Source organism: Sinomonas mesophila, assembly GCF_001999765.1.
In the GTDB taxonomy this organism is placed as follows: Bacteria; Actinomycetota; Actinomycetes; order Actinomycetales; family Micrococcaceae; genus Sinomonas; species Sinomonas mesophila.
Genome location: NZ_KV908322.1, coordinates 184759 through 205581, shown reverse-complemented (window position 1 = coordinate 205581; position 20823 = coordinate 184759). Strand labels below are relative to the sequence as shown.

At 73.1% G+C, this 20823-nt stretch carries 20 protein-coding genes; 6 read left to right on the top strand and 14 right to left on the bottom strand.

Annotated elements, in window-relative coordinates; translation table 11 throughout:
• Positions 1-7: 7 nt before the first annotated feature.
• Positions 8-511, top strand: a complete 504-nt coding sequence (locus tag BV907_RS00995; protein ID WP_077487779.1) for a DUF2004 domain-containing protein — start codon at positions 8-10, stop codon at positions 509-511.
• Between the two features lie 47 nt (positions 512-558).
• Here BV907_RS00995 and metE read toward each other — a convergent pair whose 3' ends face one another.
• The 9 genes from metE to BV907_RS00950 all read right to left on the bottom strand — a co-directional run bounded on the left by metE (position 559) and on the right by BV907_RS00950 (position 10636).
• Positions 559-2910, bottom strand: coding sequence for a 5-methyltetrahydropteroyltriglutamate--homocysteine S-methyltransferase (gene metE, locus BV907_RS00990; protein WP_077487778.1), 2352 nt, complete (start codon positions 2908-2910; stop codon positions 559-561).
• 41 nt (positions 2911-2951) lie between these two features.
• Positions 2952-3902 carry a methylenetetrahydrofolate reductase gene (locus tag BV907_RS00985; protein ID WP_077487777.1) on the bottom strand — a complete coding sequence of 317 codons (951 nt, stop codon included), beginning with the start codon at positions 3900-3902 and terminating at the stop codon, positions 2952-2954.
• 316 nt (positions 3903-4218) lie between these two features.
• On the bottom strand, positions 4219-5049 hold the full coding sequence (locus BV907_RS00980; protein WP_077487776.1) for a tetratricopeptide repeat protein: 831 nt from the start codon (positions 5047-5049) through the stop codon (positions 4219-4221).
• Positions 5046-6044 carry a vWA domain-containing protein gene (locus BV907_RS00975; RefSeq protein ID WP_077487775.1) on the bottom strand — a complete coding sequence of 333 codons (999 nt, stop codon included), beginning with the start codon at positions 6042-6044 and terminating at the stop codon, positions 5046-5048. Before BV907_RS00975 ends, BV907_RS00980 begins: the two co-directional genes overlap by 4 nt.
• Entirely contained in the window at positions 6041-7021 is a 981-nt protein-coding gene (locus BV907_RS00970; RefSeq protein WP_077487774.1) for a vWA domain-containing protein, read from the bottom strand. The genes BV907_RS00975 and BV907_RS00970 overlap by 4 nt, the downstream gene beginning before the upstream one ends.
• Positions 7012-7479, bottom strand: a complete 468-nt coding sequence (locus tag BV907_RS00965) for a hypothetical protein (protein ID WP_077487773.1) — start codon at positions 7477-7479, stop codon at positions 7012-7014. Before BV907_RS00965 ends, BV907_RS00970 begins: the two co-directional genes overlap by 10 nt.
• Positions 7469-8350, bottom strand: coding sequence for a DUF58 domain-containing protein (locus tag BV907_RS00960; RefSeq protein ID WP_077487772.1), 882 nt, complete (start codon positions 8348-8350; stop codon positions 7469-7471). Before BV907_RS00960 ends, BV907_RS00965 begins: the two co-directional genes overlap by 11 nt.
• 9 nt (positions 8351-8359) lie before the next feature.
• Positions 8360-9367 carry an AAA family ATPase gene (locus BV907_RS00955; protein WP_077487771.1) on the bottom strand — a complete coding sequence of 336 codons (1008 nt, stop codon included), beginning with the start codon at positions 9365-9367 and terminating at the stop codon, positions 8360-8362.
• Positions 9368-9427: 60 nt separating this feature from the next.
• Positions 9428-10636 carry an ROK family protein gene (locus BV907_RS00950; protein ID WP_077487965.1) on the bottom strand — a complete coding sequence of 403 codons (1209 nt, stop codon included), beginning with the start codon at positions 10634-10636 and terminating at the stop codon, positions 9428-9430.
• 179 nt (positions 10637-10815) lie between these two features.
• Here BV907_RS00950 and BV907_RS00945 point away from each other — a divergent pair, with 179 nt between their 5' ends.
• Positions 10816-11835, top strand: coding sequence for an aminoglycoside phosphotransferase family protein (locus BV907_RS00945; RefSeq protein WP_077487770.1), 1020 nt, complete (start codon positions 10816-10818; stop codon positions 11833-11835).
• Here the strand turns inward: BV907_RS00945 and BV907_RS00940 are convergent.
• Entirely contained in the window at positions 11804-12931 is a 1128-nt protein-coding gene (locus BV907_RS00940; RefSeq protein WP_077487769.1) for a class I SAM-dependent methyltransferase, read from the bottom strand. The genes BV907_RS00945 and BV907_RS00940 overlap by 32 nt on opposite strands.
• Positions 12932-12951: 20 nt before the next feature.
• Complete coding sequence (locus BV907_RS00935) at positions 12952-14367, bottom strand: phytoene desaturase family protein (RefSeq protein ID WP_077487768.1); 1416 nt, start codon at positions 14365-14367, stop codon at positions 12952-12954.
• A gap of 70 nt (positions 14368-14437) precedes the next feature.
• On the opposite strand from BV907_RS00935, the gene BV907_RS00930 reads away from it, so the two are divergent.
• Positions 14438-16252 carry a SulP family inorganic anion transporter gene (locus BV907_RS00930; protein WP_077487767.1) on the top strand — a complete coding sequence of 605 codons (1815 nt, stop codon included), beginning with the start codon at positions 14438-14440 and terminating at the stop codon, positions 16250-16252.
• 51 nt (positions 16253-16303) lie between these two features.
• On the opposite strand, the gene BV907_RS00925 is transcribed toward BV907_RS00930, so the two are convergent.
• From BV907_RS00925 to BV907_RS00915, 3 genes are read right to left on the bottom strand one after another with little or no spacing between them, the layout of a single operon-like run.
• A complete protein-coding gene (locus BV907_RS00925) occupies positions 16304-16597 on the bottom strand; it encodes a DUF1905 domain-containing protein (protein ID WP_077487766.1) in 294 nt (97 codons plus the stop codon).
• 1 nt (position 16598) lies between these two features.
• Positions 16599-17261: an alpha/beta hydrolase family protein gene (locus BV907_RS00920; RefSeq protein ID WP_077487765.1), complete on the bottom strand. Its 663-nt coding sequence runs from the start codon at positions 17259-17261 to the stop codon at positions 16599-16601.
• 48 nt (positions 17262-17309) lie between these two features.
• The gene (locus BV907_RS00915; RefSeq protein WP_077487764.1) at positions 17310-17675 is read right to left on the bottom strand and encodes a zinc ribbon domain-containing protein YjdM; all 366 of its coding nucleotides are present in this window, start codon (positions 17673-17675) and stop codon (positions 17310-17312) included.
• A gap of 83 nt (positions 17676-17758) precedes the next feature.
• Here BV907_RS00915 and BV907_RS00910 point away from each other — a divergent pair, with 83 nt between their 5' ends.
• The 3 genes from BV907_RS00910 to BV907_RS00900 all read left to right on the top strand — a co-directional run bounded on the left by BV907_RS00910 (position 17759) and on the right by BV907_RS00900 (position 20479).
• The gene (locus BV907_RS00910; RefSeq protein ID WP_077487763.1) at positions 17759-18136 is read left to right on the top strand and encodes a cupin domain-containing protein; all 378 of its coding nucleotides are present in this window, start codon (positions 17759-17761) and stop codon (positions 18134-18136) included.
• 187 nt (positions 18137-18323) lie between these two features.
• Complete coding sequence (locus tag BV907_RS00905) at positions 18324-19523, top strand: pyridoxal phosphate-dependent aminotransferase (protein ID WP_077487762.1); 1200 nt, start codon at positions 18324-18326, stop codon at positions 19521-19523.
• A complete protein-coding gene (locus BV907_RS00900) occupies positions 19520-20479 on the top strand; it encodes a 2-hydroxyacid dehydrogenase (protein ID WP_077487761.1) in 960 nt (319 codons plus the stop codon). Before BV907_RS00905 ends, BV907_RS00900 begins: the two co-directional genes overlap by 4 nt.
• Positions 20480-20823 lie beyond the last annotated feature (344 nt).

Below are 20823 nucleotides of genomic sequence, written 5' to 3'. Positions count from 1 at the left end.
TTTAGTCATGGAGACGGCAGTCAGCCCGCACTTCGGCCAGGTGGCCCTCGCATCGACGGGGCACCGGCTCATCACGGGCAGCTACGACTACAAAGGCACCCCGGTCGACCTCGACCTGAGCATCGGCGAGCACGAGCGGCTCGACGAGGCCGCCCTTCACAAGGTCGACTACCGCCTGCGGTTCCTGCCCGAGCTCATCGACGCCGCGCGCGAGCGCATCAGCCAGGACCTCGAGGACGAGGACTCCCCGGCCGTCGAGTACATGCACTTCCACCGCCAGAACCTGCACAACGGCAAGGCCCGGGAACTCTTCGGCGTCGACACCCCGGAGGAGGTCGACGCCGACAGGTTCGTCGCGGCGCTCAGGCTGGCCAAGGTCGGGATCTTCCCCGGCCAGCCAGAACGCTACTTCGTGCTCGGCTTCACCCTCGGGGAGGGCTTCACCGACGAGATCCTCGTCGCCGCGGCGGACGAGGACGGCGTCGTGGACGACGAGCTCAGCTGGGACTGAGCTCGCCGCCCACGACGCCGTCATGCGCCTAGGGCTTCAGGAGGACCTCAGGCGTTGGCGCCGAGGAGCGACCGGGCCGCCTTGGCGGCCTCGACGAGGTTGCGCAGCGACTCCTCGGTCTCCGCGTAGCCGCGGGTCTTGAGGCCGCAGTCGGGGTTGACCCAGAGCTGGCGCGACGGCACGTGCGCGACGGCGGTCTTGAGCAGCTCCTCGATCTCACCCTGGCCGGGAACGCGCGGGGAGTGGATGTCGTACACGCCCGGTCCCACGCCGCGGCCGAAGCCGTGGGACTCGAGGTCGTTGACGACCTCCATGCGCGAGCGGGCGGCCTCGATCGAGGTCACGTCGGCGTCGAGGCCGTCGATCGCGTCGATGATGACGCCGAACTCCGAGTAGCACAGGTGGGTGTGGATCTGCGTCGCGTCCGCCGCGCCGGCCGTGGAGAGGCGGAAGGACTTGACCGACCAGTCGAGGTACGCCGGCTGGTCCGCCGTGCGCAGCGGGAGCAGCTCGCGCAGGGCGGGCTCGTCGACCTGGATGACCTTGATGCCCGCGGCCTCGAGGTCGGAGATCTCGTCGCGGAGGGCGAGGGCGACCTGGTTGGCGGTCTCGGCGAGCGGCTGGTCGTCGCGCACGAAGGACCACGCGAGGATCGTCACCGGGCCGGTGAGCATGCCCTTCATCGGCTTGCCGGTGAGGGACTGGGCGTACTCGGCCCACGGGACCGTCATCGGGGCCGGACGGGAGACGTCGCCCCAGAGGATCGACGGGCGCGTGCAGCGGGAGCCGTAGGACTGGACCCAGCCATGGACCGTGACGTCGAAGCCGTCGAGGTTCTCGGCGAAGTACTGGACCATGTCGTTGCGCTCGGGCTCGCCGTGCACGAGGACGTCGAAGCCGAGCTCCTCCTGGAGGTCGACGACGCGCTTGATCTCGTCCTTCATGAGCTTCTCGTACTCGGCCGCGTCGATCGCGCCCTTGTTCAGGCGGGCCCGGGCGCCGCGGACCTCGGCGGTCTGCGGGAACGAGCCGATGGTCGTCGTCGGCAGCGGCGGGAGGTTGAGCACGGCGTCCTGCGCCGCGGCGCGGACCGCGAAGGCCGGGCGGGAGAAGTCAGCGTCGGTCAGGGCGGCGGTGCGCTCGCGAACCTCGGGGCGGCGGACGCCGGCGGCCTCGGCGCGTGAGGCGATGACCCGGGTGGCCTCCTCGATGGCGCCGGCGGCGGACGCCGGGTCGGCGAGGTACGAGGCGAGGACGGCGACCTCGCGGACCTTCTGGTCGGCGAACGCCAGCCAGCTGCGCAGCTGGGCGTCGAGCTGGGTCTCCTCCTCGACGTCGTGCGGGACGTGGAAGGTCGAGGTGGAGGTCGCGACGGCGACGGCGAAGCCGTGCTCGGCGCCGGCGGCCGTGAGCGCGTCGAGCTTCGCGGCCGAGGCGGCGAGGTCGTTGCGCCAGATGTTGTGGCCGTCGACGAGGCCGGCGACGACGGTCTTGCCCGCGAAGGCGGCCAGGTCGGCGGCTGCGGGGAGGGCGCCCTTGAAGAGGTCGAGGGCGACGGCCTCGACGCCGGTCGCGGCGACGGCGGCGGTCTGCTCGCCGAGGCCGCCGTACGGGGCGGAGAGGAGGATCGCCGGGCGGGCCTCGCCCACGGGGGCGGCCGTGAGGGCGGCGTAGGCGCGCTCGACGGCGGCGCTCAGCTCGGCGGCGGGAACGTCGCCGTCGGCCACGAGGACCGGCTCGTCCAGCTGGACCCACTCGGCGCCGGCGGCGGCGAGGCGCTGCAGGAGCTCTGCGTAGACCGGGAGCACGTCCTCGAGGCGGGACAGCGGCGCGAAGCCCTCGGGGGCGTCGTCGGAGGCCTTGGAGAGGGCCAGGAACGTCACGGGGCCCACGAGGTACGGGCGGGTCACGGTGCCGTTGGCCTTGGCGAGGGCGAACTCCTCGACGACGCGCTCACAGGAGAGCGAGAAAGAGGTCTCCGGGCCGATCTCCGGGACGAGGTAGTGGTAGTTGGTGTCAAACCACTTGGTCATCTCGAGCGGCTGCTGCTCCGCGTTGCCGCGGGCGAGCGTGAAGTAGGCGTCGAGGCCGAGGCGGCCGTCGGCGTCGTGCAGCGCGCCGAAGCGGGCGGGGACGGCGCCGAGGGCGACGGCGGTGTCGAGGACCTGGTCGTAGAAGGAGAATGTGCCCGGGACCGCGGAGGACTCGGTGAGACCGAGCTCGGCGAGGCGGGCGGCGGTGCCCAGCTGGATCTGCTCGGCGGCGGCCTGCAGCACGGCGGCGCTGCTCTTGCCGGCCCAGTAGGCCTCGACGGCCTTCTTGAGCTCGCGGCGGCGGCCGATACGGGGGTAGCCCAGGATGGTCGCGGACGGGAAGACAGGGGTGTTCTGTGCAGTCATGGGGTGTAGGTCCTTGGTCGGTGGTGGAATGTCGGGAGGCGTCAGGAGAGCGTGCTGCGGCGGCGGGCGGCGAGCGACGGCCTTGCGGGCCGGGGCAGGTCGAGGCGCGTGAGGACGTCGAGAGACGAGGCGTGCTCGTTGAACGTGTACAGGTGCAGGCCCGGGGCGCCGGCGTCGAGGGACGACTCCGCGAGTGCCACGGTCGCCTCGACGCCGAGGCGGCGGGCCTCGGCCTCGTCGGTGGCCGAGCGCATCCGGTCCACGAACGCCGCGTCCGGGCTCACGCCCGAGAGTGCCGAGAGCTTCTCGATGCGGCGCAGGGACGTGAGCGGCATGACGCCCGGGATGAGCGGGATCGTGACGCCGGCCCGGCGGGCGCGGTGCAGGAGCGAGGCGTACTGCTCAGCGTGGAAGAACACCTGGGTGATCGCGAAGTCCGCGCCGGAGCGCTGCTTCGCGAGGAGCACCTCGACGTCGTGGCCCTCGCTCGGGGACTCCGGGTGCTTGGTCGGGTAGGCGGCGACGCCGATCGCGACCTTGCCCGCGGCGAACTGCGCTGAGCGGCGCAGCTCGACCCGGCGGATGAGCTCGATGAGGTCCTGGGCGTAGCGCAGCGCTCCCGGGGGCACGTGGCCGTCCTTCGGCTGGTCGCCGCGCAGGGCCAGGATGCCGCGCACGCCGCGGTCCAGGAGCTCGTTCACGATCCTGCTGAGCTCCTCGGGCGTCCCGCCGACGCACGTCAGGTGCGCGAGCGGGCGGAGGGTCGTCTCAAGCTGGAGCCGGTCGACGAGGTCGAGAGCCGTGTCGTGGTTGGAGCCGCTGGCGCCGTAGGTGACCGAGACGTAGTCGGGGTCCGTGGCCTCGAGCTCGCGGATCGTGGCCCACAGCGTCTCGGAGGCGGCTGGGCTGCGGGGCGGGAAGAGCTCGTACGAGAGCGCGACAGGCGCGGTGGCGACAGTCGAGGGCTGGTCGATGAGCGTCGGTGGGGACATTTGCATCCTTGGCGGTCCGGTTCGCCCGCGGCCTTCGGCCTGTCCGAGGACGGGACCGGCGGTTGCGGGCGACGTGATGTTCAAGAAGGCAGGGGTCACACCCATCCTCGGACGCCGCCGCGGCTGGCGCCCGGCTGAGGATGGTGGCCCCCTGCGGCAAATGTCAGACCCACACGGGGGCACCCACATCCCCAGCAGGGGATCGCTGACACGTTGCAGGAGCAACTCGCTTACGACCATAGAAATCTCTGCCCGCCGCCTTCAAGCCCAAGGGAGCATTGTGTCCGAGCATGACGCAATGTGACCCGACGCGGGCCTACCAGGGCCTGTCGACAGGCGCCTGGGGCGGGGTCTCAAGATAGTCGCGGCGCTGCTCGCCCTCGGCGCGCTCCTGCTGGCCGGTCTCGGACTTCTGCCCGAGCTCCTTGAGCCGGTCCTGCTGAGCCTGCTCCTCGGCGGCCTGGGCGGGGTCCTGGCTCGGAGACGGAGCGGGGCCGGGCTGAGTGCCCGATGGCCCCTGCGGCTGCTTCCCGGGCTGTGGCTGGGCCTCGGCGCGCTCGCGCCGCATGCGCTCCTCGGCCTCGCCGAGCCGCTCCCCCTGCTGGCGCTGGTTCAGCGGGCCGTTGGGCTGGAAGCAGCCCTCGGGCGCCGCCTCGACGACGGCGAGGCCCTCGTCGTAGAGCGACGTCGCCCTGGCCGTGTCCCCTGACACGTTCGCGGCGTCGGCGAGCTTCTCGATCGAGAGCACGAGGTTCACGCGCACCGTGCACTCGTCGTCGGGGCCCGTGCGGCGCAGGGCCTCCTCGAAGGCAGCGCGGGCCCGTGCGTAGTCGCCAGCGAGGACGTACGCGTCCCCGCGCGCGAAGTGGGACTTGTGGGTCTCGACCACGTCCGCGACCCCCATGCCGTCTGCCGCGGAGGAGACCCCCGCCCCGTCCTTCGCGTCGAAGGCCCAGATCGCCTGCTGGGCGAAGACGCTCATCCCCAGGAGCTTCGCGGCAACGAGGAGGGCGGCCAGGACGGGCAGGAGGCCCCACGCGAGGAGTCGCCGGCGGCGCCGCATCCGCGCGGCCCGGTCCTCCGGGCGCTCCTGGGACTCCGGCCCCCCGGCCTGGGCGGAGGGTCCGCCGTCGAGCAGCGTGCTCATCGCGGCCTCCCCGTGGGAACGAGCTCCCGGAGGGCCCGCCCCGAGCGCACGACCTCTGCCAGCGCGAGCCCGAAGGCTGCGAGGGCGAACATCCAGTACAGCTCGAACCGGCCGAACAGCCCCGACTCGTCGCTCACGCGCAGCTGGCCCGGCTGCGCCTCGGCGAGCGCCTCGTCGACGGCGTCGCCCGGTCCGCGGTGCACGTACGGCACGCCGAGCTCCCCGGCGATGCCGCGCAGGGCCTCCTCGTCGATGCGGGACACGGCGTCCTCTCCCGTCGTGGGGTCCTGGATGTAGGCCTGCTGGCCGTCGACCTCGAGCGGCGAGTTCTCCCGCATGCGCCCGCCGGCGCCGGTCCCGTAGCCGAGCACGGCTCCCCCGTTGACGAGGTTCTGGTCGATCCTGAACGGCGCGGGCGGGTCGGCGCTCGTCTGCTCGCCGTCGCCGAGGTAGAACACGATCCGGGCCCGCTCCGGCGCGTCGCGGGACGAGGCCTCGAGCCGCTGCCGCAGAACGTCCGCCCCGGCGGAGATGCTCGAACCCTTCGAGTAGAGCCAGTAGGCGGGGCGCATGACCTCGGCCGTGGCCTCGACGGCCGACGTGTCGGTCGTGAGCGGCATACGCACACTGCCCCTCGTGTCGAACGCGAGCACCGCGAACTTGGCCCCCGCGAGCCGCTCGGCGATCGCCACCATGTCCGCGCGCATGCCCTCGAGCCGCTGCGCGCCGCCGTAGTCCTCGGCGGAGACGCTCGTGGTCAGGTCGACGACGAAGAACACGTTGAGGTCGTTGACGGCGCCCTTGGCCTCTGCGCCCGGGATGCCCGGCCGCCACACGGCCACGAGGAGGAACGCCACGAGCAGCCCCCGCAGGATCCACGGCCTGCGCTCGCGACCGGCGGAGAGCGCGCGCCACGCGGCCCAGCCGGTCCCGCCCATCACGGCCAGGGTCAGGGCGACGGTGGCCCACCAGGGGAAGACGGGGAGCAGGGTCATGACCGCACCCTCCACAGGCCGAGGGCCAGGAAGGCCCCCGCGACGAGGGCGACGCCGAGCGGCACGTCCGGCCTGTCGGCCACGAGGCCACGCGCGCTGCCCTGGGTGGCCGTGGCCTCGCTGGCCTGGATCTGGTCGATGATCGAACGCGCGGCCGTCGTGCTCCGCAGCGGGAAGTACTGCCCGCCTGTGGACTCGGCGGCCGCGCGGAGCTCGAGGGCCTCCTCGTTCGTCGTGCGCGGGCCGAAGTCCGCGGGGTTGAGCGCGAAGACGCGCACGCCCTTGGCCTTGGCGAGGTCGGCGGCCTCCGGGAGGGCGAACACCGGCGTCCCGGCGAGGTAGTTGTCGGTCGAGAAGATCACGGACCGGGACCGCCTCTCGGTGTCGAGCCGGGGGAAGTTCTGCACGCACGAGGCGAGGCCGTCGCCGATGAGCGATGTGCCGCGGCCCTCCCGGGTGCCTTCGAAGAAGGCGGGGTCCGCGCTGCGCCGGTCGAAGGCGTCCCGCGCACGGGCGAGCTGGTCCTCGATGTAGCTGTAGTCGTCCGTGAGCGGGAAGACCTGGACGCCGCTCGCGTCGAAGATCGTCATGCCGATGCGCTCGCCGCGGAAGTCGCGCACCATCGAGGCGAAGACGTCCACGATCGCCGCGTCGGCCCTGCTCATCGATCCGGACGTGTCGAGGCAGAGGATGATGTCGCGGCTACGCTGCTCGGGCCGCTGCGAGGACGTGAGCGCGGGGCGGGCCGCGGCGAAGAGCAGCGCCCCGGCGAGCACGAGCGCCGAGAGGACGACGACGGTGAGCCAGAGCCGCTGTCGGCGCACGAGCCGCTGGTAGCTCGGCAGGGAGGCAAGACGATCGCCGTGGGCGACGGGGACGGCCTCCTCGCCGGTCCTGCGGCGCCGCACGACGAGGACGAGGGCCCCCGCGAGGGCGATCGCGCCGGGGATCAGGAGCCACGCGAAGATCAGGTCCACGTGCCCACCACCGTCCTGGCGTCCGTGAGCGCGCCGTCGGCGTCATGCGCCCCGGCGGCCGAGAACTCGGCCGGGTAGAAGCGCTCGATCGCCTCGGCGACGGCCGGCACGCGCTGGGAGCGGAGCTCGTCGAGGGTCATCTTCGAGGCGCGCACGCCCGTGGCCTCCTGCACGAAGCCGCGCACGATCCGGGAGAGCTCCTGGGTCGCCGTGCGCGGGCTGATCTCCCGCGCGTCGAGCAGGGCGGCGACCTCGTCGATCTTCGCGAGGTACTCGTGGCGGAGGCCCGCGGGGGCGTGGAAGCGGGGCACCGGGACGTCCCGGCCGGGCTGCGGCGGCCGGGTGCTCCACACCGAGTAGGCGACCCAGCCGAGTGCCGCGACTGCGAGGGCCAGGCCGAGGAAGAGCCAGAACCCGGAGTAGCCGAGCGGGCCGTAGAACTGCGGGTCACCGGGCACGGCGGTGCCTCTCGAGGAGCCGGAACAGTGCCGGCAGGACATCCTCGACCGAGTCGGCGTGCGCCTCGACGATCCCGAGGCCCGTGAGGATCCGCGCGCGCCGGGAGCTGCGCTCCTCGACGAGCCGGCGGTAGTCCTCGGCGACCTCGCCGCCCTCGGCCAGGAGGCTGAGGAGGTACCCGCCGTCGGCCACGTCATAGCTGCGCCGCGGGGCGGCGGCCCCGGCGAGCTCGGCATCGCGGACCGTGAACCAGAGGATCTCGTGCTGCGCCGCGAGGCGGCGCAGGAGGGAGGCATCCTCCTCCCCCACGGCGGCCTCGTCGGCGACGATGAACATGAGGCTCCGGCGGGCGACGGTGCGGGCCACGTGCGCGAGCTGGGCGGTCAGGTCGCTCGGCCCGGCGTCGAGGCCGACTGCGTCGTCGACCCGGCGGAGGATGAGCTCGAGGTGCCCCTCTCCGCCCCGGGGCGGCACGGTCTCGGACGACGACGCGTCCCCCGAGACGAGGGAGACCTGGTCGCCGTGGCGGTGGGCGAGGTAGCCGACCACGCCGAGGGCCATGAGCACGATCTCCTTCTTGGGCTCGCCCCCGCGCGAGACCGCGGCCATGTTGCGCCCGGTGTCGGCGAGCAGCAGGACGGTCTGCTTGCGCACGGCAGCGTACCGCTTGACGAGGGGCGAGCCGACCCGGGCGGTGGCCTTCCAGTCGATGTCCCGCACCTCGTCCCCCGGCACGTAGGCGCGCAGGTCGTCGAAGTCGAGGCTGCGGCCCCGGAACACGGAGCCGAACTCGCCGTCGAGCATCGTGCGCGCGCGGCGGTGGGCGAAGATGAACATCTTCGTCTTGACCTTCGTCACGAGGCTCGTCATGGCGGGCGCCTAGGGGGTGGGGACCGCCGCGACGACGGCGTCGATGACGGTCTCGACCGGGACCTGCTCCGCGATGGCCTCGAAGCCGAGGATGACGCGGTGCCGCAGGACGCGGTGGGCGAGGGACTTGACGTCCTCCGGCACGACGTAGTCGCGGCCGGCAAGGAGGGCGGCCGCCCGGGCCGCGGCGCTGAAGGCGATGCTCGCGCGCGGGCTCGCGCCGAACTCGATGAAGCGGGCGAGGCGGGCCTCGATGTACTGCTCGGCGTGCCGCGTCACGTAGGCGAGGCCCACGATGTAGCGCACGATCGCGGGGTCGAGGTAGACCCTCCGGGCGGCGTCCTGGAGCGCGCGCACGTCGTCGAGCGCCGCGGCGGGGCGGCTGGCCCGGGCCGCCTCGAAGACGCCGAGGTCGATCCGGTGCAGGACCTCGGCCTCCTCCTGCGGGCTCGGGTAGTCGAGGACGTCCTTGAGCATGAACCGGTCCATCTGGGCCTCGGGCAGCTGGTACGTGCCCTCCTGCTCGATGGGGTTCTGGGTCGCGAGCACGAGGAAGGGCTCGGGCAGGCGGTGGATCTGCCCGCCGATGCTGGTCTGCCGCTCCTGCATCGCCTCGAGCATGGCGCTCTGGGTCTTGGCACTCGAGCGGTTGATCTCGTCCAGGAGCACGATGTTCGCGTGGACGGGGCCGAGCTGGGTCGTGAAGGAGGCGTCCCGCGCGTCGTACACCTGGGTTCCGACGATGTCGCTCGGCAGGAGGTCCGGGGTGCACTGGATGCGGCGGAAGACGGCCTGGATGGAGTGGGCGAGCGTCGCGGCGGCGGTCGTCTTGGCCAGTCCAGGGACGGACTCGAGGAGCACGTGCCCGCCCGTGAGGAGCCCGATGAGCAGCGTCTCGCGGAGGCGCGTCTGGCCCACGACCGTGGCCTCGAACTGGGCCGTGATCGCTCCGATCGTCTCGTGGGCCCGTTCGAGGTCCACGCCCTCGAGCGGCGCCCTGTCCACATGCTGCGTCACGGTTTCCCCCTCGTGTGCGCTGGCCCGGGCACCGTGGCTGCGGCGGCCCGTCCCTCCATGCTACCCGCCGAGCAGGAGGCGTTCCGCGCGGGGGGCGAGCGCGCGCTCGAGGACAAGGCACGCCGCGCCGACGGCGCCGACGTCCTCCCCGAGGGCCGTGCGGGTGAGCTCGACGCGGTAGATGCCGCGCGTGGCGAGCAGGTCGTTGACCATGTCCGGCATGACCTCCAGGCAGAACTCGGCGACGGGCTCCCAGAAGGGCCCGCCGAAGACCATGCGCTCGACGTCCAGGAGGTTGCCGACGACGGCGGCCGCCCAGGCCATCTTCCGCGCCGCGCCGCGCAGGATCTCGACGGCGGCCTCGTGGCCCTCGCCCGCGAGCTCGCTCAGGCGCGCGAAGCCGGCCTGGAAGTCGGCCGCGACGGGCTCCGCCGGCAGGGGCGGCAGGGCGCCCGCGGCGATCGCCTCCCCGACGAGGCGGACCGGCTCGAGGACCGTCGCGATGGTCCCCCGCATGCCGCAGCCGTCGAAGCATTCGGGCCCGTCCGGGTCGACGATGATATGCCCCATCTCGCCGGCGTTCCCGGAGCTGCCCCGGTAGACCTCGCCGCCGAGGACGAGCCCGCAGCCGAGGCCGGTGCCGAGGTAGAAGACGGCGAAGCTCTCGGAGCTCCCCGGGCCGCCTGCCCAGACCTCGGCGACGGCGGCGCCCGTGACGTCCTTGTCCATCGTCGTCTCCAGACCGGTGGCCTCCTGGACCATGGCCTGCAGGGGGACGTCGCCCCAGCCGCGCAGGAGCGGGGGCCCGACGACGGCGCCGCGGTCGAGGTCGATGGGGCCGGGGGCGGCGACGCCCACGCCAGCGACAAGCGCGCGGTCCACGCCCGAGGAGTCGATGAGCATCTCCACGCAGTCCGCGATCGCGGCGACGACCTCGGACGGGACGTGGCTGCGCGGCGTCGTGAACGTGTTCTTCGCGACGATCGCGCCGACGAGGTCCAGGAGCACGACCGTGATGATGCTCGGGTCGAGGTGCACGCCCACGGCGTACATGCCCGTGGGGTTGAGCCGCAGGATGGTGCGCGGCTTGCCGGGCCCGGTGCCCTCCTTGCCGGCCTCGACGATGAGCCTCTGGTCGAGCAGGCGGCGGGAGATGTTGGAGATGGTCTGCGGGGACAGTCCGACGATCTGGGCCAGCTCGACCCGGCTCAGGCCGGCCTCGGAGCGGCGGATGGCGTCGAGGATCACGGTCAGGTTGAAGTCGCCCATCCGCGGCAGGTTGGTACCGCGTCGGGCGGCGGGCTGGCGTGGCTCCGTCACAGTGTCCTTCCCCAGGTCCCCTCGGCCGCGCCGTACTGTCTGCCTGCTGTCTGCCTGAGCCAACGCGGTTCTAGGAGTACGTTACCGTGAACAGCCGTGCATTGACCGCACTCGCGAAAGGCGTGCCCATGACCAGCGTCCCGGCCGCCTCGGCGGTCCCGTCGGAGGAGTTCCCCATCACCCTCGGGCTCGTCGCCGGTCTCCTCGCCGACCAGCACCCCGACCTCGCACGCCTGCCCCTGCGCCCCGCTGCCGTCGGCTGGGACAACGTGGTCTACCGGCTCGGCGACGGCCTGTGCGTGCGCGTCCCCCGCCGGGCGCTCGCGGCGGAGCTCGTCCGGAAGGAGCTCGATGTGGTCCCCGCGCTCGCCGCTCGCCTGGCCGATGCCGGCGTCGGGGTCGCGCTGCCCGTGCCTGTGCGCGAGGGACGGCCGGGCCGCGGCTATCCGTGGCCATGGAGCGTCTGCCGCTGGACCGAGGGCACGCCGGGGCTCGAGGTCCCCGCTGCCGAGCGCGCGTCCGCTGTCCCCGCGCTCGCGGCCTTCCTTCGAGCCCTCCACACGCCCGCTCCGGCCGGCGCGCCCGAGAACCCCTTCCGCGGCGGCGGGCTCGCTGGTCTCGACACCGCCGTCGGCTCGCGCCTCGCCGTCCTCTCCCAGCTCGGGGCGCCCTCCCGGCACGGCGGGCCCGGCGCGCCGTGCCCGGCCCGGATCGGCGCCGGGGATGTTCCTGCCCTCGCGCGGCTGTGGGATCGGCTGCGGGGTACGCCCGAGCTCGACGGCCCCCGCCGCTGGATCCACGGGGACCTGCACGCGGGCAACGTGCTCTTCGCCCCGGACGGCGGCCTCGCCGGGGTCATCGACTTCGGCGACGTGTGCGCGGGCGATCCGGCGGCAGACCTCGCCGCGGCCTGGCAGCTCTTTCGGGCCCAGGACCGGGAGAGGTTCCGCTCGCTCCTCGAGCACGACGGCAGCGGCTATGGGGAGGCGTGCTGGCTCCGGGCGGCGGGCTGGGCCCTGCACTTCGGGCTGCTCTCGGTCGCGACCGAGGGCAACGACCCCGCGTTCGTGCGCAATGGAGAGGAGACGCTCGCGGGACTGCTCGCGGAGTTCGGGCTCAGCCGCGGCGCACAGACCGGGTCACCGTGAACTTGGGACTGCGGCCCACCGCCTCCGTGCGCCCGACGGCGCCGGCGAGGGTGCGCCGGTAGTCGAGGTGCCGGTTCGCGACGCACCACAGCTCACCGCCGGGGCGCAGGATCCGCCCGGCCGCCTCGATGAGCCGCATGCCGGCGCCCGCGTGGACGGCGGAGCCGAGGTGGAACGGCGGGTTGAGGAGCACGACGTCGGCCGAGCCCGCCGCGAGCAGGCCGCCGGCGTCGTCGTGCTCGACCCGGATCCGGTCCGCGAGCCCGTTCGCCGCCGCGGTCGCCCGGGCCGAGCGGACAGCCGCGGCCGAGCGGTCGGTCGCGACGACCCGGGCACCCGGATGCCGGAGGGCGTAGGCGGCGGCGAGGGCGCCCGTGCCGCAGCCGAGGTCCACCGCGTCCCCGGCCGGGATCCGGTCGAGGAAGCCCAGGAGGAAACGCGTGCCGATGTCGAGGCGCGCCCCCGCGAAGGCGCCCCCGTAGGCGCACAGGGTCAGCCCGACGTCGCCCTGCGGCTCGCACACGGGGAACGGCGGGCGGTCGGGGACGGGCAGCGGCCCGCTCGCGGTCAGCAGCCGCGACTTCTGCGACGCGAGCCCCGCCGCGACGTCAGCGAAGCGCGTGCGCAGGACCTCGTTCATGCCGAGGCTCATGTGCTTGACCCGCCCGCCCGCGATGAGCATGGCGTCCGGCGCGGCCCAGCGCGCGACGGCGTCCGCGGCCTCCTCGAGCTCCGCGAGCCCGCGCGGCAGCTGGGCGAGCACGAGCCGGGCGCCGCGCAGGAGACCCGCGTCGAGTTCGCGGGGCTCGAACGTCCCGGCGAGCCCGAGCCGCGCGGCGTTGGCCGCGAGCGCGGCCCGGCCGGTCGCGAGATCCTGGTGGACCCTGACGCCGGTGAGCCCGGCCGCTGCGAGCTGGAGCGTGATGGCCCCGTACGCGTCCCCGATGACGGCAACCTGGGCGCCGTCGAGCCCGCGCGCCGACGCGTCGGCGAGGCCCCGGGCCGCGAGGAGCCGGTCCGTCGCGTCGTGGGCCTGGAGGTTCTCGGCCTCGACGTCGGGAAAGCGCCTGAGGAGGTCGAAGGGGAAGTCCTGCACCCGTCCACCCTAACTTCGGCCTAGCCGCGGGCGAGCCACGCGAGGGCCGCCTCGGCCGCGCGGTAGCCGGGCATGCCGTGGGCACCGGCGCCCGGCGGGGTCGCGGCCGAGCACAGGTAGACGCCCGGGACGCCGGTCGCGTACGGGTCGAGCGCGGGCCGTGGCCGGACGAGGAGCTGGAGCCCCCCATTCGAGCCCGTGCTGATGTCCCCGCCCACGTAGTTGGCGTTGGACGCCTCGATCGCGGCCGGGCTGCGCACCGCCATGGCCCGGACCCGGGAACGAAAGCCCGGGGCGAAGCGCTCGATCTGGGCGGTCACGGCCTCGAGCCCGTCGCCGGCCCACGCGTGCGGGACGTGCGCGTACGCCCAGACCGGATGGACGCCGTCCTGCGAGCGCGACGGGTCCGCGAGGTACTGCTGGCCGACGAGGATGAAGGGCCGCTGCGGCATCGTGCCGCGCGCGGTCGCCGCCTCGGCCGCGGCGATCTCCTCGAGGGTCCCCCCGAGGTGCACTGTCCCGGCCAGGCGCGCGCCTGCCGAGGCCCATGGGATGCCGTCCTCGACCGCGTAGTCGACCTTGAACGCCGCCGGGCCGTGGCGGTACCGCCGATAGGCGCGCGCCGTGCGTGCGGGCAGGCTCGGGGCGAGGATGCGGGCCGCCGCGCCGGGGGCGACGTCGAGGAGGGCGACGTCGGCGTCGAGCTCGCGCGCGTCCGTTACCCTGCGCCCCGTCTCCACCGTCCCCCCGAGCGCGCGCAGCCGGGCCGCGAGCGCGTCGGTGATCGATGCCGAGCCGCCGGCGGCGACGGGCCAACCGACGGCGTGGCCGGAGGCGGCGAGGACGATCCCGATGGATCCCGTGAACGGCGCGTCGAGCCGGGCGAAGGCGTGCGCGGCGATGCCGCCGAAGAGGGCCCGTGCCTCCTCGCCGCGCCACCTGCGGGCGACGACGGAGGCCGGCAGGACGGCGTCGAGCCCGAACCGGGCGAGCGCGACGGGGTGGCGGGGAAGGTGGACGAGCGGCCGCATGATGTCCTCGAGCAGGTCGCCGAAGCCCCGCGCCGTCCGGCCGACGAGCGCGTCCCATGCCGCGCCGTCGTCCCCGAGGCCCGCCGCGGTCTGCGCCACGTCCCGCCACAGCAGGGCCTCCCGCCCCCCGTCGAGCGGGTGGGCGAGCTGGACCTCGGGCCAGAGCCAGCGCAGCCCGTGCTCCTCGAGGCCGAGGCCCGCGAGGAACGGCGAGCCGGCGGCAAGGGCGTGGAACGCCGAGCACTCGTCGTGCACGAGGCCCGGCAGGGTCAGCTCGGAGCTGCGGCAGCCGCCGCCGATCCGGTCTTCCGCCTCGAGGACGCGCACCGAGAGCCCCCGGTCGGCCAGATGCACGGCGGCCGCGAGCCCGTTGGGCCCGCTCCCCACGACGACAGCTGTGCTCATCCCCCCATCCTGCCACTCCCCCTTCGGCGGGCTCTGGCGCGCGTGACCGCGACGCGGAATGATCCCGTGCATGGAGCGCACCGAGGGAGGCACGTCGCCGATCGGCCGCCTGCCGCGCTGGCTCCCTCTCGCACCGTGGCTCACGAGGTACGAGCCGGACTGGCTGCGCAAGGACGCCCTCGCGGGCGCCGCCCTCTTCGGGCTCCTCATCCCCTCGGGCATGGCGTACGCGCAGGCCTCGGGCCTGCCGCCGGTCTCAGGGCTGTACGCGACGATCGTGCCGATGATCGTCTACGCGGTCGTGGGGCCGAGCCGGGTGCTCGTCCTCGCGCCGGACTCCGCGCTCGCGCCCATGATCGCCGCCGCGATCCTCCCGCTCGCGGCGGGCAGCCCCGAGAAGGCGCTCGCGCTCGCGGGCCTGCTCGCCGTGATCATGGGCGGCATCATGGTCCTCGCCTCCGTCCTGCGGCTCGGCGCGATCACGGGCCTGCTGTCCCGGCCCATCCGGATCGGCTACCTCGCGGGCATCGCGCTTGTCGTCATCGCCTCCCAGCTGCCCGTGCTGCTCGGTCTGGACTCCGGGAAAGGGTCGGCGTGGGAGCGGCTCGCCGCCATCGCCGCAGCGGTCGCATCCGGCCAGACGAACGTCGCCGCCGCGGGACTGGGCCTCGGCGCGCTCGCCGTGATCGCCGTCGGCCGGTTCCTCGGCCAGCGGCTCGCGGGCGTGCTGCCTGCCGTCGTGCTCGCCTCGGTCGTCACGTGGGCCGCGGGCCTGGGCGAGCGGGTGCCCGTTACCGGGGCGCTCCCTCAAGGCCTGCCGGCGCCGTCGCTCGGCGGGGTGACGTGGGGCGACGCCCTCGGGCTCGTCGCCCCTGCGGCCGGCATCGCCCTCATGTCCTTCGCGGACACGGGGGTCCTGTCGCAGAGCCTCGCCCGCCGGGACGGCCTGCGCGTGTCGGGCAACCGCGAGCTCGCCGCCGTCGGCATCGCCAACACCGCGACCGGCCTCTTCGGCGGCTTCCCGGTCTCCGGCAGTTCGTCGCGCACCCCCGTCGCCGTCGCGACGGGGGCCAAGAGCCAGCTCGCAGGGGTCATCTCGGCGGTGCTCGTCGTCGGGTTCATGCTGGTGGCCCCCGGCGCGACCGAGTACCTGCCCACCGCCGCGCTCGCCGCCGTCGTCATCGCCGCCGTCGTGGGCCTCATCGACTTCGGGGCGATCGCGCGGCTCGCGCGGATGAGCCGCAGCGAGACCGTGGTCCTGGCGGCGGCCTTCCTCGGCGTCACGACGCTCGGGGTTCTTCCCGGGGTCGTGGTCGCGGTGGCCCTCGCGCTGCTCGAGTTCGTGCGCCGCGCGTGGGCCCCGTACCGCGCAGAGCTCGGCGACCTCCCGGACATCCCGGGCTACCACGACCTCTCCCGCCACCCCGAGGGCGTCCGCGTCCCGGGCCTCGTCATCGCCCGCTTCGACGCCCCGCTGTTCTTCGCCAACGGCGCGGTGTTCACCGGGTTCGTCCGCTCGCTCGTCGAGGAGGCGGAGGATGACGCGGACCGGGATGTCACGCACGTCATCCTCGCGGCGGAGCCGATCACGGGGATCGACACGACGGCCCTCGACGAGCTCGTCGACCTCGACGAGTGGCTCGCCGACCGAGGGATCGAGTTCGTCTTCGCCGAGCTCAAGGGCCCGGTCAAGGACCGGCTCCTGCGCTTCGGGACCCGGGCCCGGTTCGGGCCGGACCACTTCTATCCCACCGTCAGCGCGGCCGTGCGCGCCCTGCGGCCGGACGGGGGGCACGACGGCGGGCGGGGCACCCCGGGCGGGCGCGACGGCGACGGGGGCACCACAGGCGGGGGTGACCGGGGCGCCGGCGGGCAGCGCGTGTGAGCCACGGTCGCCCGGACCTGGGCATGTGGTCCTCTGGGCCCGTCCGGCCCGTCAGTCCTCGCCGGGCAGGGTGAGCCCGATCCTCACGAGAGAGCCGTCCCCGAGGCCGGCAGCGGTCCGAACGGCCTTCTTCACGGGCAGGAGGTAGGAGCCGGAGGCCGCGTCGGGGAAGAGGGAGGTGTCCCACGAGACGCCGCCAGCCGTGGCCCGGACCCGGATGGAGCCGAAGCCGGCCCGGGTGCCGGCAGTGCGTTCCCGGAGCTCGTCCGCGAGCTCGGGCGGGAGGGTCACGAAGTGCCAGCCGCCGGGCCCGGGGTAGCGCCAGAGCGGCGCCTCGAAGTCCACGTCAGTCCCGCTGCGCCCGGATGAACTCCGCCGTCGGGGCCGCGAGCGATCCCCCGATCTCGTGGGGGGCGCGCTTGGCGCCCTTGACCGCGAAGGAGTGGTCGGCGTCGTCGAACCACGTCAGCGTCGCGGTGGGCAGCTTCGTCACCACCCCCTCGAGGAGGTCGCGCGTGGCGAGCGTGTCCCGGGTTCCCTGGAGGAAGAGCATCGGGACCCTGAGCCCGTACAGGTGCTCGTCGCGCAGGTTCTCGGGCTTCCCCGCCGGGTGCAGCGGATAGCCGAGGAAGACGAGGCCCGCGGCGTCCATGGCGCCCTCGGCGACGGCCATGGAGGCCATGCGGCCGCCGAACGACTTCCCCGCGGCCCACATCGGCTCGCCCTCTGACCGCCGCCGGGCCTCCGCGAGCGCGGCCGCCCACACCGGGATGGCCTTGGGCGCTCGGTCCGGGACCTTCTTTCCGGCCTCCATGTACGCGAAGTTGAAGCGCAGGGCCGCGATCCCGAGCCCGGCGAGGGCCTCGCAGTAGCCCGCCATGAAGGGGTGGTCCATCCCGGCGCCGGCGCCGTGGGCGACGACGACGGTCGCGTCAGCGCCCTCCGGCCGCGTGTAGACGCCGGAGACGTCCCCGGAGTCGGTCGGAATGCTGATGCGCTCGGTGCTCATGGATTCCATCATGCCCGCTCGCAGCGGGCGCCGCGGCGGTAGGGGCCGCTACGCCTTCTTCACGACGGAGGACTTGAGCTGCATCGGGCCCACGCCCTCGATCCTGCAGTCGATGTCATGATCGCCGACACCGTCCACGAGGCGAATCCCGCGGACCTTGGTGCCGACCTTGATGACGAGGGAGCTGCCCTTGACCTTGAGGCTCTTCACGACCGTGACGGTGTCGCCGTCGGCGAGGGGGTTGCCGACCGCGTCGCGGATCTCGCGGGCGCCCTCAGGCGCAGCACCTCCATTGGCCCCCTGACCGATGCGGGCCTCCCACTCGTGGGCGCAGAGCGAGCAGACGAGCAGCTCCCCCATCTCATAGGTGTACTCGCTGCCGCACTCGGGGCACGTCGGAAGGGTATCGCTCATGTGGTTCAGGATATCGGGCCAGAGGATCGGGGCCCCCCGACCACCACGGGGCGCAGCCGCGCTGGATGGCTAGAGTGGCGCCCATGGTCGATCCCCGCGCAGAAGACCTCCCCCGCGTCCTCGCCAACACGAGCGCACTCGCGCGCGACGCAGAGGGGCAGGGGGCCGTGTGGCGGCTCGCCGCGGACGAGCGGGACCTCGACGCGAACGTCATCGCCCTCGGGCCCGGCGGCTCGATCGGCGAGCACGCAGGCCCCGACCTCGACGTGATCCTGCACGTCGTCTCCGGCTCCGGGATCCTCACGACGGCGGGCGGAGACGTCGCGCTCGAACCCGGCGGCATCGTGTGGCTCCCGCGGCGCACGCGGCGTGGGTTCACGGCAGGCGCCGAGGGTCTCGTGTACTTCTCGGTGCACCGGCGCAAGCCGGGTCTGGGGCTGTCGGCGCGGCCGACTGGATGATCCTCCGGGGCAGATGCCGACCCGTGCCTCCGCCGCGGCCGCGACGCTCTCCGGGAGATCCCGACATCTGGCGCTGTTTTCTATGAGATCTGTTGCACATCAGAGTGCGCGGGTTGATATATTAGTTCCATACTAATCCTGCATCCGCCGGAAGACTGACCGTCAACTCGATGAGGAGTGGAACTGCATGCAGAAACTCGCACACCGGCTCGAACGCCTGGGCACCGAGACCGCCTTCAGCGTCGCGCAAGCCGCGGCCGCGTGGAAGGCCCAGGGGAACCGCGTGTACCCCTTCCACCTCGGCGACATCAACATCCCGACGGCCCCGCACATCGTCGAGGCGATGAACCGCGCCATCGCGGACGGCTACACGGGCTACTGCCCCGGCCCTGGCATCCCGCAGCTGCGTGAGGCCCTCGCCGACGACCTCGGCTCCCGTCGCGGCATCAGCTTCACCCCCGAGAACGTCGTGGTGATGACCGGCGGCAAGCCCGTCATCACCAAGTTCCTCCAGGCCGTCATGAACCCCGGCCAGGAGGTGCTCTACCCGAACCCCGGCTTCCCGATCTACGAGTCGCAGATCGAGTACCTCGGCGGCACGGCGGTGCCCTACCGCTACCTGCCCACGAGCGAGGGCTTCGCGATCGACCTCGACCAGGTGCGCGCGTCGATCACCCCGAACACGGTCGCCATCATCTACAACGACCTGCAGAACCCCATCTCGGCTGAGTCCACGGCGGCCGAGCGCGAGGCCATTGCACAGATCGCCCAGGAGCACGATCTCTGGGTGCTCTCGGACGAGGCCTACTTCGAGACCCGCTACGAGGGGGTCTCGAGCTCGATCGCCTCGCTCCCCGGCATGGCGGAGCGCACGGTCATCCTGTACACGTTCAGCAAGAAGTTCGCCATGACCGGCTCGCGCCTCGGCTGCGCCGTCGCCCCGGTGGAGATCGCCAAGGTGCTCAGCACGCTCAACACCAACGACGAGTCGTGCACCACGCACTACGTACAGTGGGCCGGCATCGAGGCGCTCCGCGGCCCCCAGGAGCCCGTGCAGCAGATGCTCGACGTCCTGCGCGAGCGTCGGGATGCCGCATGCGAGCTCCTGAACGCGATCCCGGGCATGCACGTCGCCGTACCGCAGTCGACGTTCTACCTGTTCCCCGACGTCACCGAGGCCATGGAGCGCCTGGGCTTCACGGCAGTCGGCGACTTCGCCACGGAGGCCCTGTACAAGACCGGCGTCTCCTTCTGCACGCGTGAGCACTTCGGCCGACGCCAGCCTGGCGAGGAGCGGCAGTACATCCGGCTCGCCTACTCGGGCATCGACGTGGCCGACATCCGCGACGGCCTCGGCCGCCTGCGCGAGTGGATCGAGACGGCATGAGCCGGGTCGTCGTCACGGGGCGTATCCCCGACGCCGCCATCGAGAAGCTCCGCGCCGAGCACGACGTCGATGCCTGGCAGGGCCCGGAATCGATTGGCCGCGAGGAGCTCCTGCGCCGGGTGGCCGGCGCCGAGGCGATTGTGAGCCTGCTGACCGAACGCATCGACGCCGAGCTGCTCGACGCCGCCGGCCCGCAGCTCAAGGTCGTCGCCAACGTCGCCGTCGGCTACGACAACATCGACGTGCCGGCCTGCACCGAGCGGGGCGTCGTGGCCACCAACACCCCCGGCGTGCTCACGGACGCCACGGCCGACATCGCGCTCAGCCTCATCCTCATGGCGACCCGCCGGCTCGGCGAGGGCGAGCGGCTCATCCGCTCCGGCCAGGCCTGGAAGTGGGGCATGTTCTTCCTGCTCGGCAGCGGGCTGCAGGGAAAGACCCTCGGCGTCGTCGGCATGGGCGGCATCGGCCAGGCGACCGCGCGCCGGGCCAAGGCCTTCGGCATGGAGATCGTCTACCAGTCGCGCAGTGAGATCGATTCCGAGATCGCCGCCGAGCTGGGCGCCCAGCGGGTCGATCTCGACGAGCTGCTGGCCGTCTCCGACGTCGTCTCGCTGCACTGCCCCTACGGGCCTGCCACGCATCACCTGATCGGTGCCGAGCAGCTCGCGGCGATGAAGAGCTCTGCGTACCTTGTCAACACCGCGCGCGGGCCGATCGTCGACGAAGCGGCGCTCGCGTCGGCGCTGCGTGAGGGCCAGATCGCGGGTGCCGGACTGGACGTCTATGAGAACGAGCCCACGGTGCATCCCGCGCTGCTGGAGCTCGACAACGTGGTGCTGCTGCCGCATCTGGGCTCCGCCACCGTGGAGACGCGCACCGCGATGGCGATGCTCGCCGCCGAGAACGCGCTCGCCCTGCTCAGCGGCGAACGTCCGCCCACACCGATCGGCTAGTCTGCCGCCAGTCCTCAACACGCAAAAGCAGAACGAGTGCGAGCCCCGTCCCAAAGGACGGGGCTCGCGCTCGTTGGCGCCCTTCACGCCGAGCCCTCGACCGACTCGCGCGCGGACAGCAGCTCGGCCTGCCCAGTCAGGTTGTTGACAATCCTACGTAGGGCTCATTGAACATCTACGCTAGACGCCAACGAGCATTGGAGTGTCTGGTACTCCACCCCTCGGGCTCGTCCGCGTCTACGTCTTGAGTGAGGCGCGACGCCGCGGAATTGCCCGGGCAATCACCGTCGCGGCCGTCCCCGTCTAGCGCTCCGATACCCGGGGTGGGTATTGTAGATCGAGGC

Bases quoted from the DNA above. Each gene is read 5' to 3' on its own strand.
- BV907_RS00995 (WP_077487779.1), top strand. From the start codon at position 8: ATGGAGACGGCAGTCAGCCCGCACTTCGGCCAGGTGGCCCTCGCATCG.
- metE (WP_077487778.1), bottom strand. From the start codon at position 2,910: ATGACTGCACAGAACACCCCTGTCTTCCCGTCCGCGACCATCCTGGGC.
- BV907_RS00985 (WP_077487777.1), bottom strand. From the start codon at position 3,902: ATGTCCCCACCGACGCTCATCGACCAGCCCTCGACTGTCGCCACCGCG.
- BV907_RS00980 (WP_077487776.1), bottom strand. From the start codon at position 5,049: ATGAGCACGCTGCTCGACGGCGGACCCTCCGCCCAGGCCGGGGGGCCG.
- BV907_RS00975 (WP_077487775.1), bottom strand. From the start codon at position 6,044: ATGACCCTGCTCCCCGTCTTCCCCTGGTGGGCCACCGTCGCCCTGACC.
- BV907_RS00960 (WP_077487772.1), bottom strand. From the start codon at position 8,350: ATGACGAGCCTCGTGACGAAGGTCAAGACGAAGATGTTCATCTTCGCC.
- BV907_RS00950 (WP_077487965.1), bottom strand. From the start codon at position 10,636: ATGGGCGACTTCAACCTGACCGTGATCCTCGACGCCATCCGCCGCTCC.
- BV907_RS00945 (WP_077487770.1), top strand. From the start codon at position 10,816: ATGACCAGCGTCCCGGCCGCCTCGGCGGTCCCGTCGGAGGAGTTCCCC.
- BV907_RS00935 (WP_077487768.1), bottom strand. From the start codon at position 14,367: ATGAGCACAGCTGTCGTCGTGGGGAGCGGGCCCAACGGGCTCGCGGCC.
- BV907_RS00930 (WP_077487767.1), top strand. From the start codon at position 14,438: ATGGAGCGCACCGAGGGAGGCACGTCGCCGATCGGCCGCCTGCCGCGC.
- BV907_RS00920 (WP_077487765.1), bottom strand. From the start codon at position 17,261: ATGAGCACCGAGCGCATCAGCATTCCGACCGACTCCGGGGACGTCTCC.
- BV907_RS00915 (WP_077487764.1), bottom strand. From the start codon at position 17,675: ATGAGCGATACCCTTCCGACGTGCCCCGAGTGCGGCAGCGAGTACACC.
- BV907_RS00910 (WP_077487763.1), top strand. From the start codon at position 17,759: ATGGTCGATCCCCGCGCAGAAGACCTCCCCCGCGTCCTCGCCAACACG.
- BV907_RS00905 (WP_077487762.1), top strand. From the start codon at position 18,324: ATGCAGAAACTCGCACACCGGCTCGAACGCCTGGGCACCGAGACCGCC.
- BV907_RS00900 (WP_077487761.1), top strand. From the start codon at position 19,520: ATGAGCCGGGTCGTCGTCACGGGGCGTATCCCCGACGCCGCCATCGAG.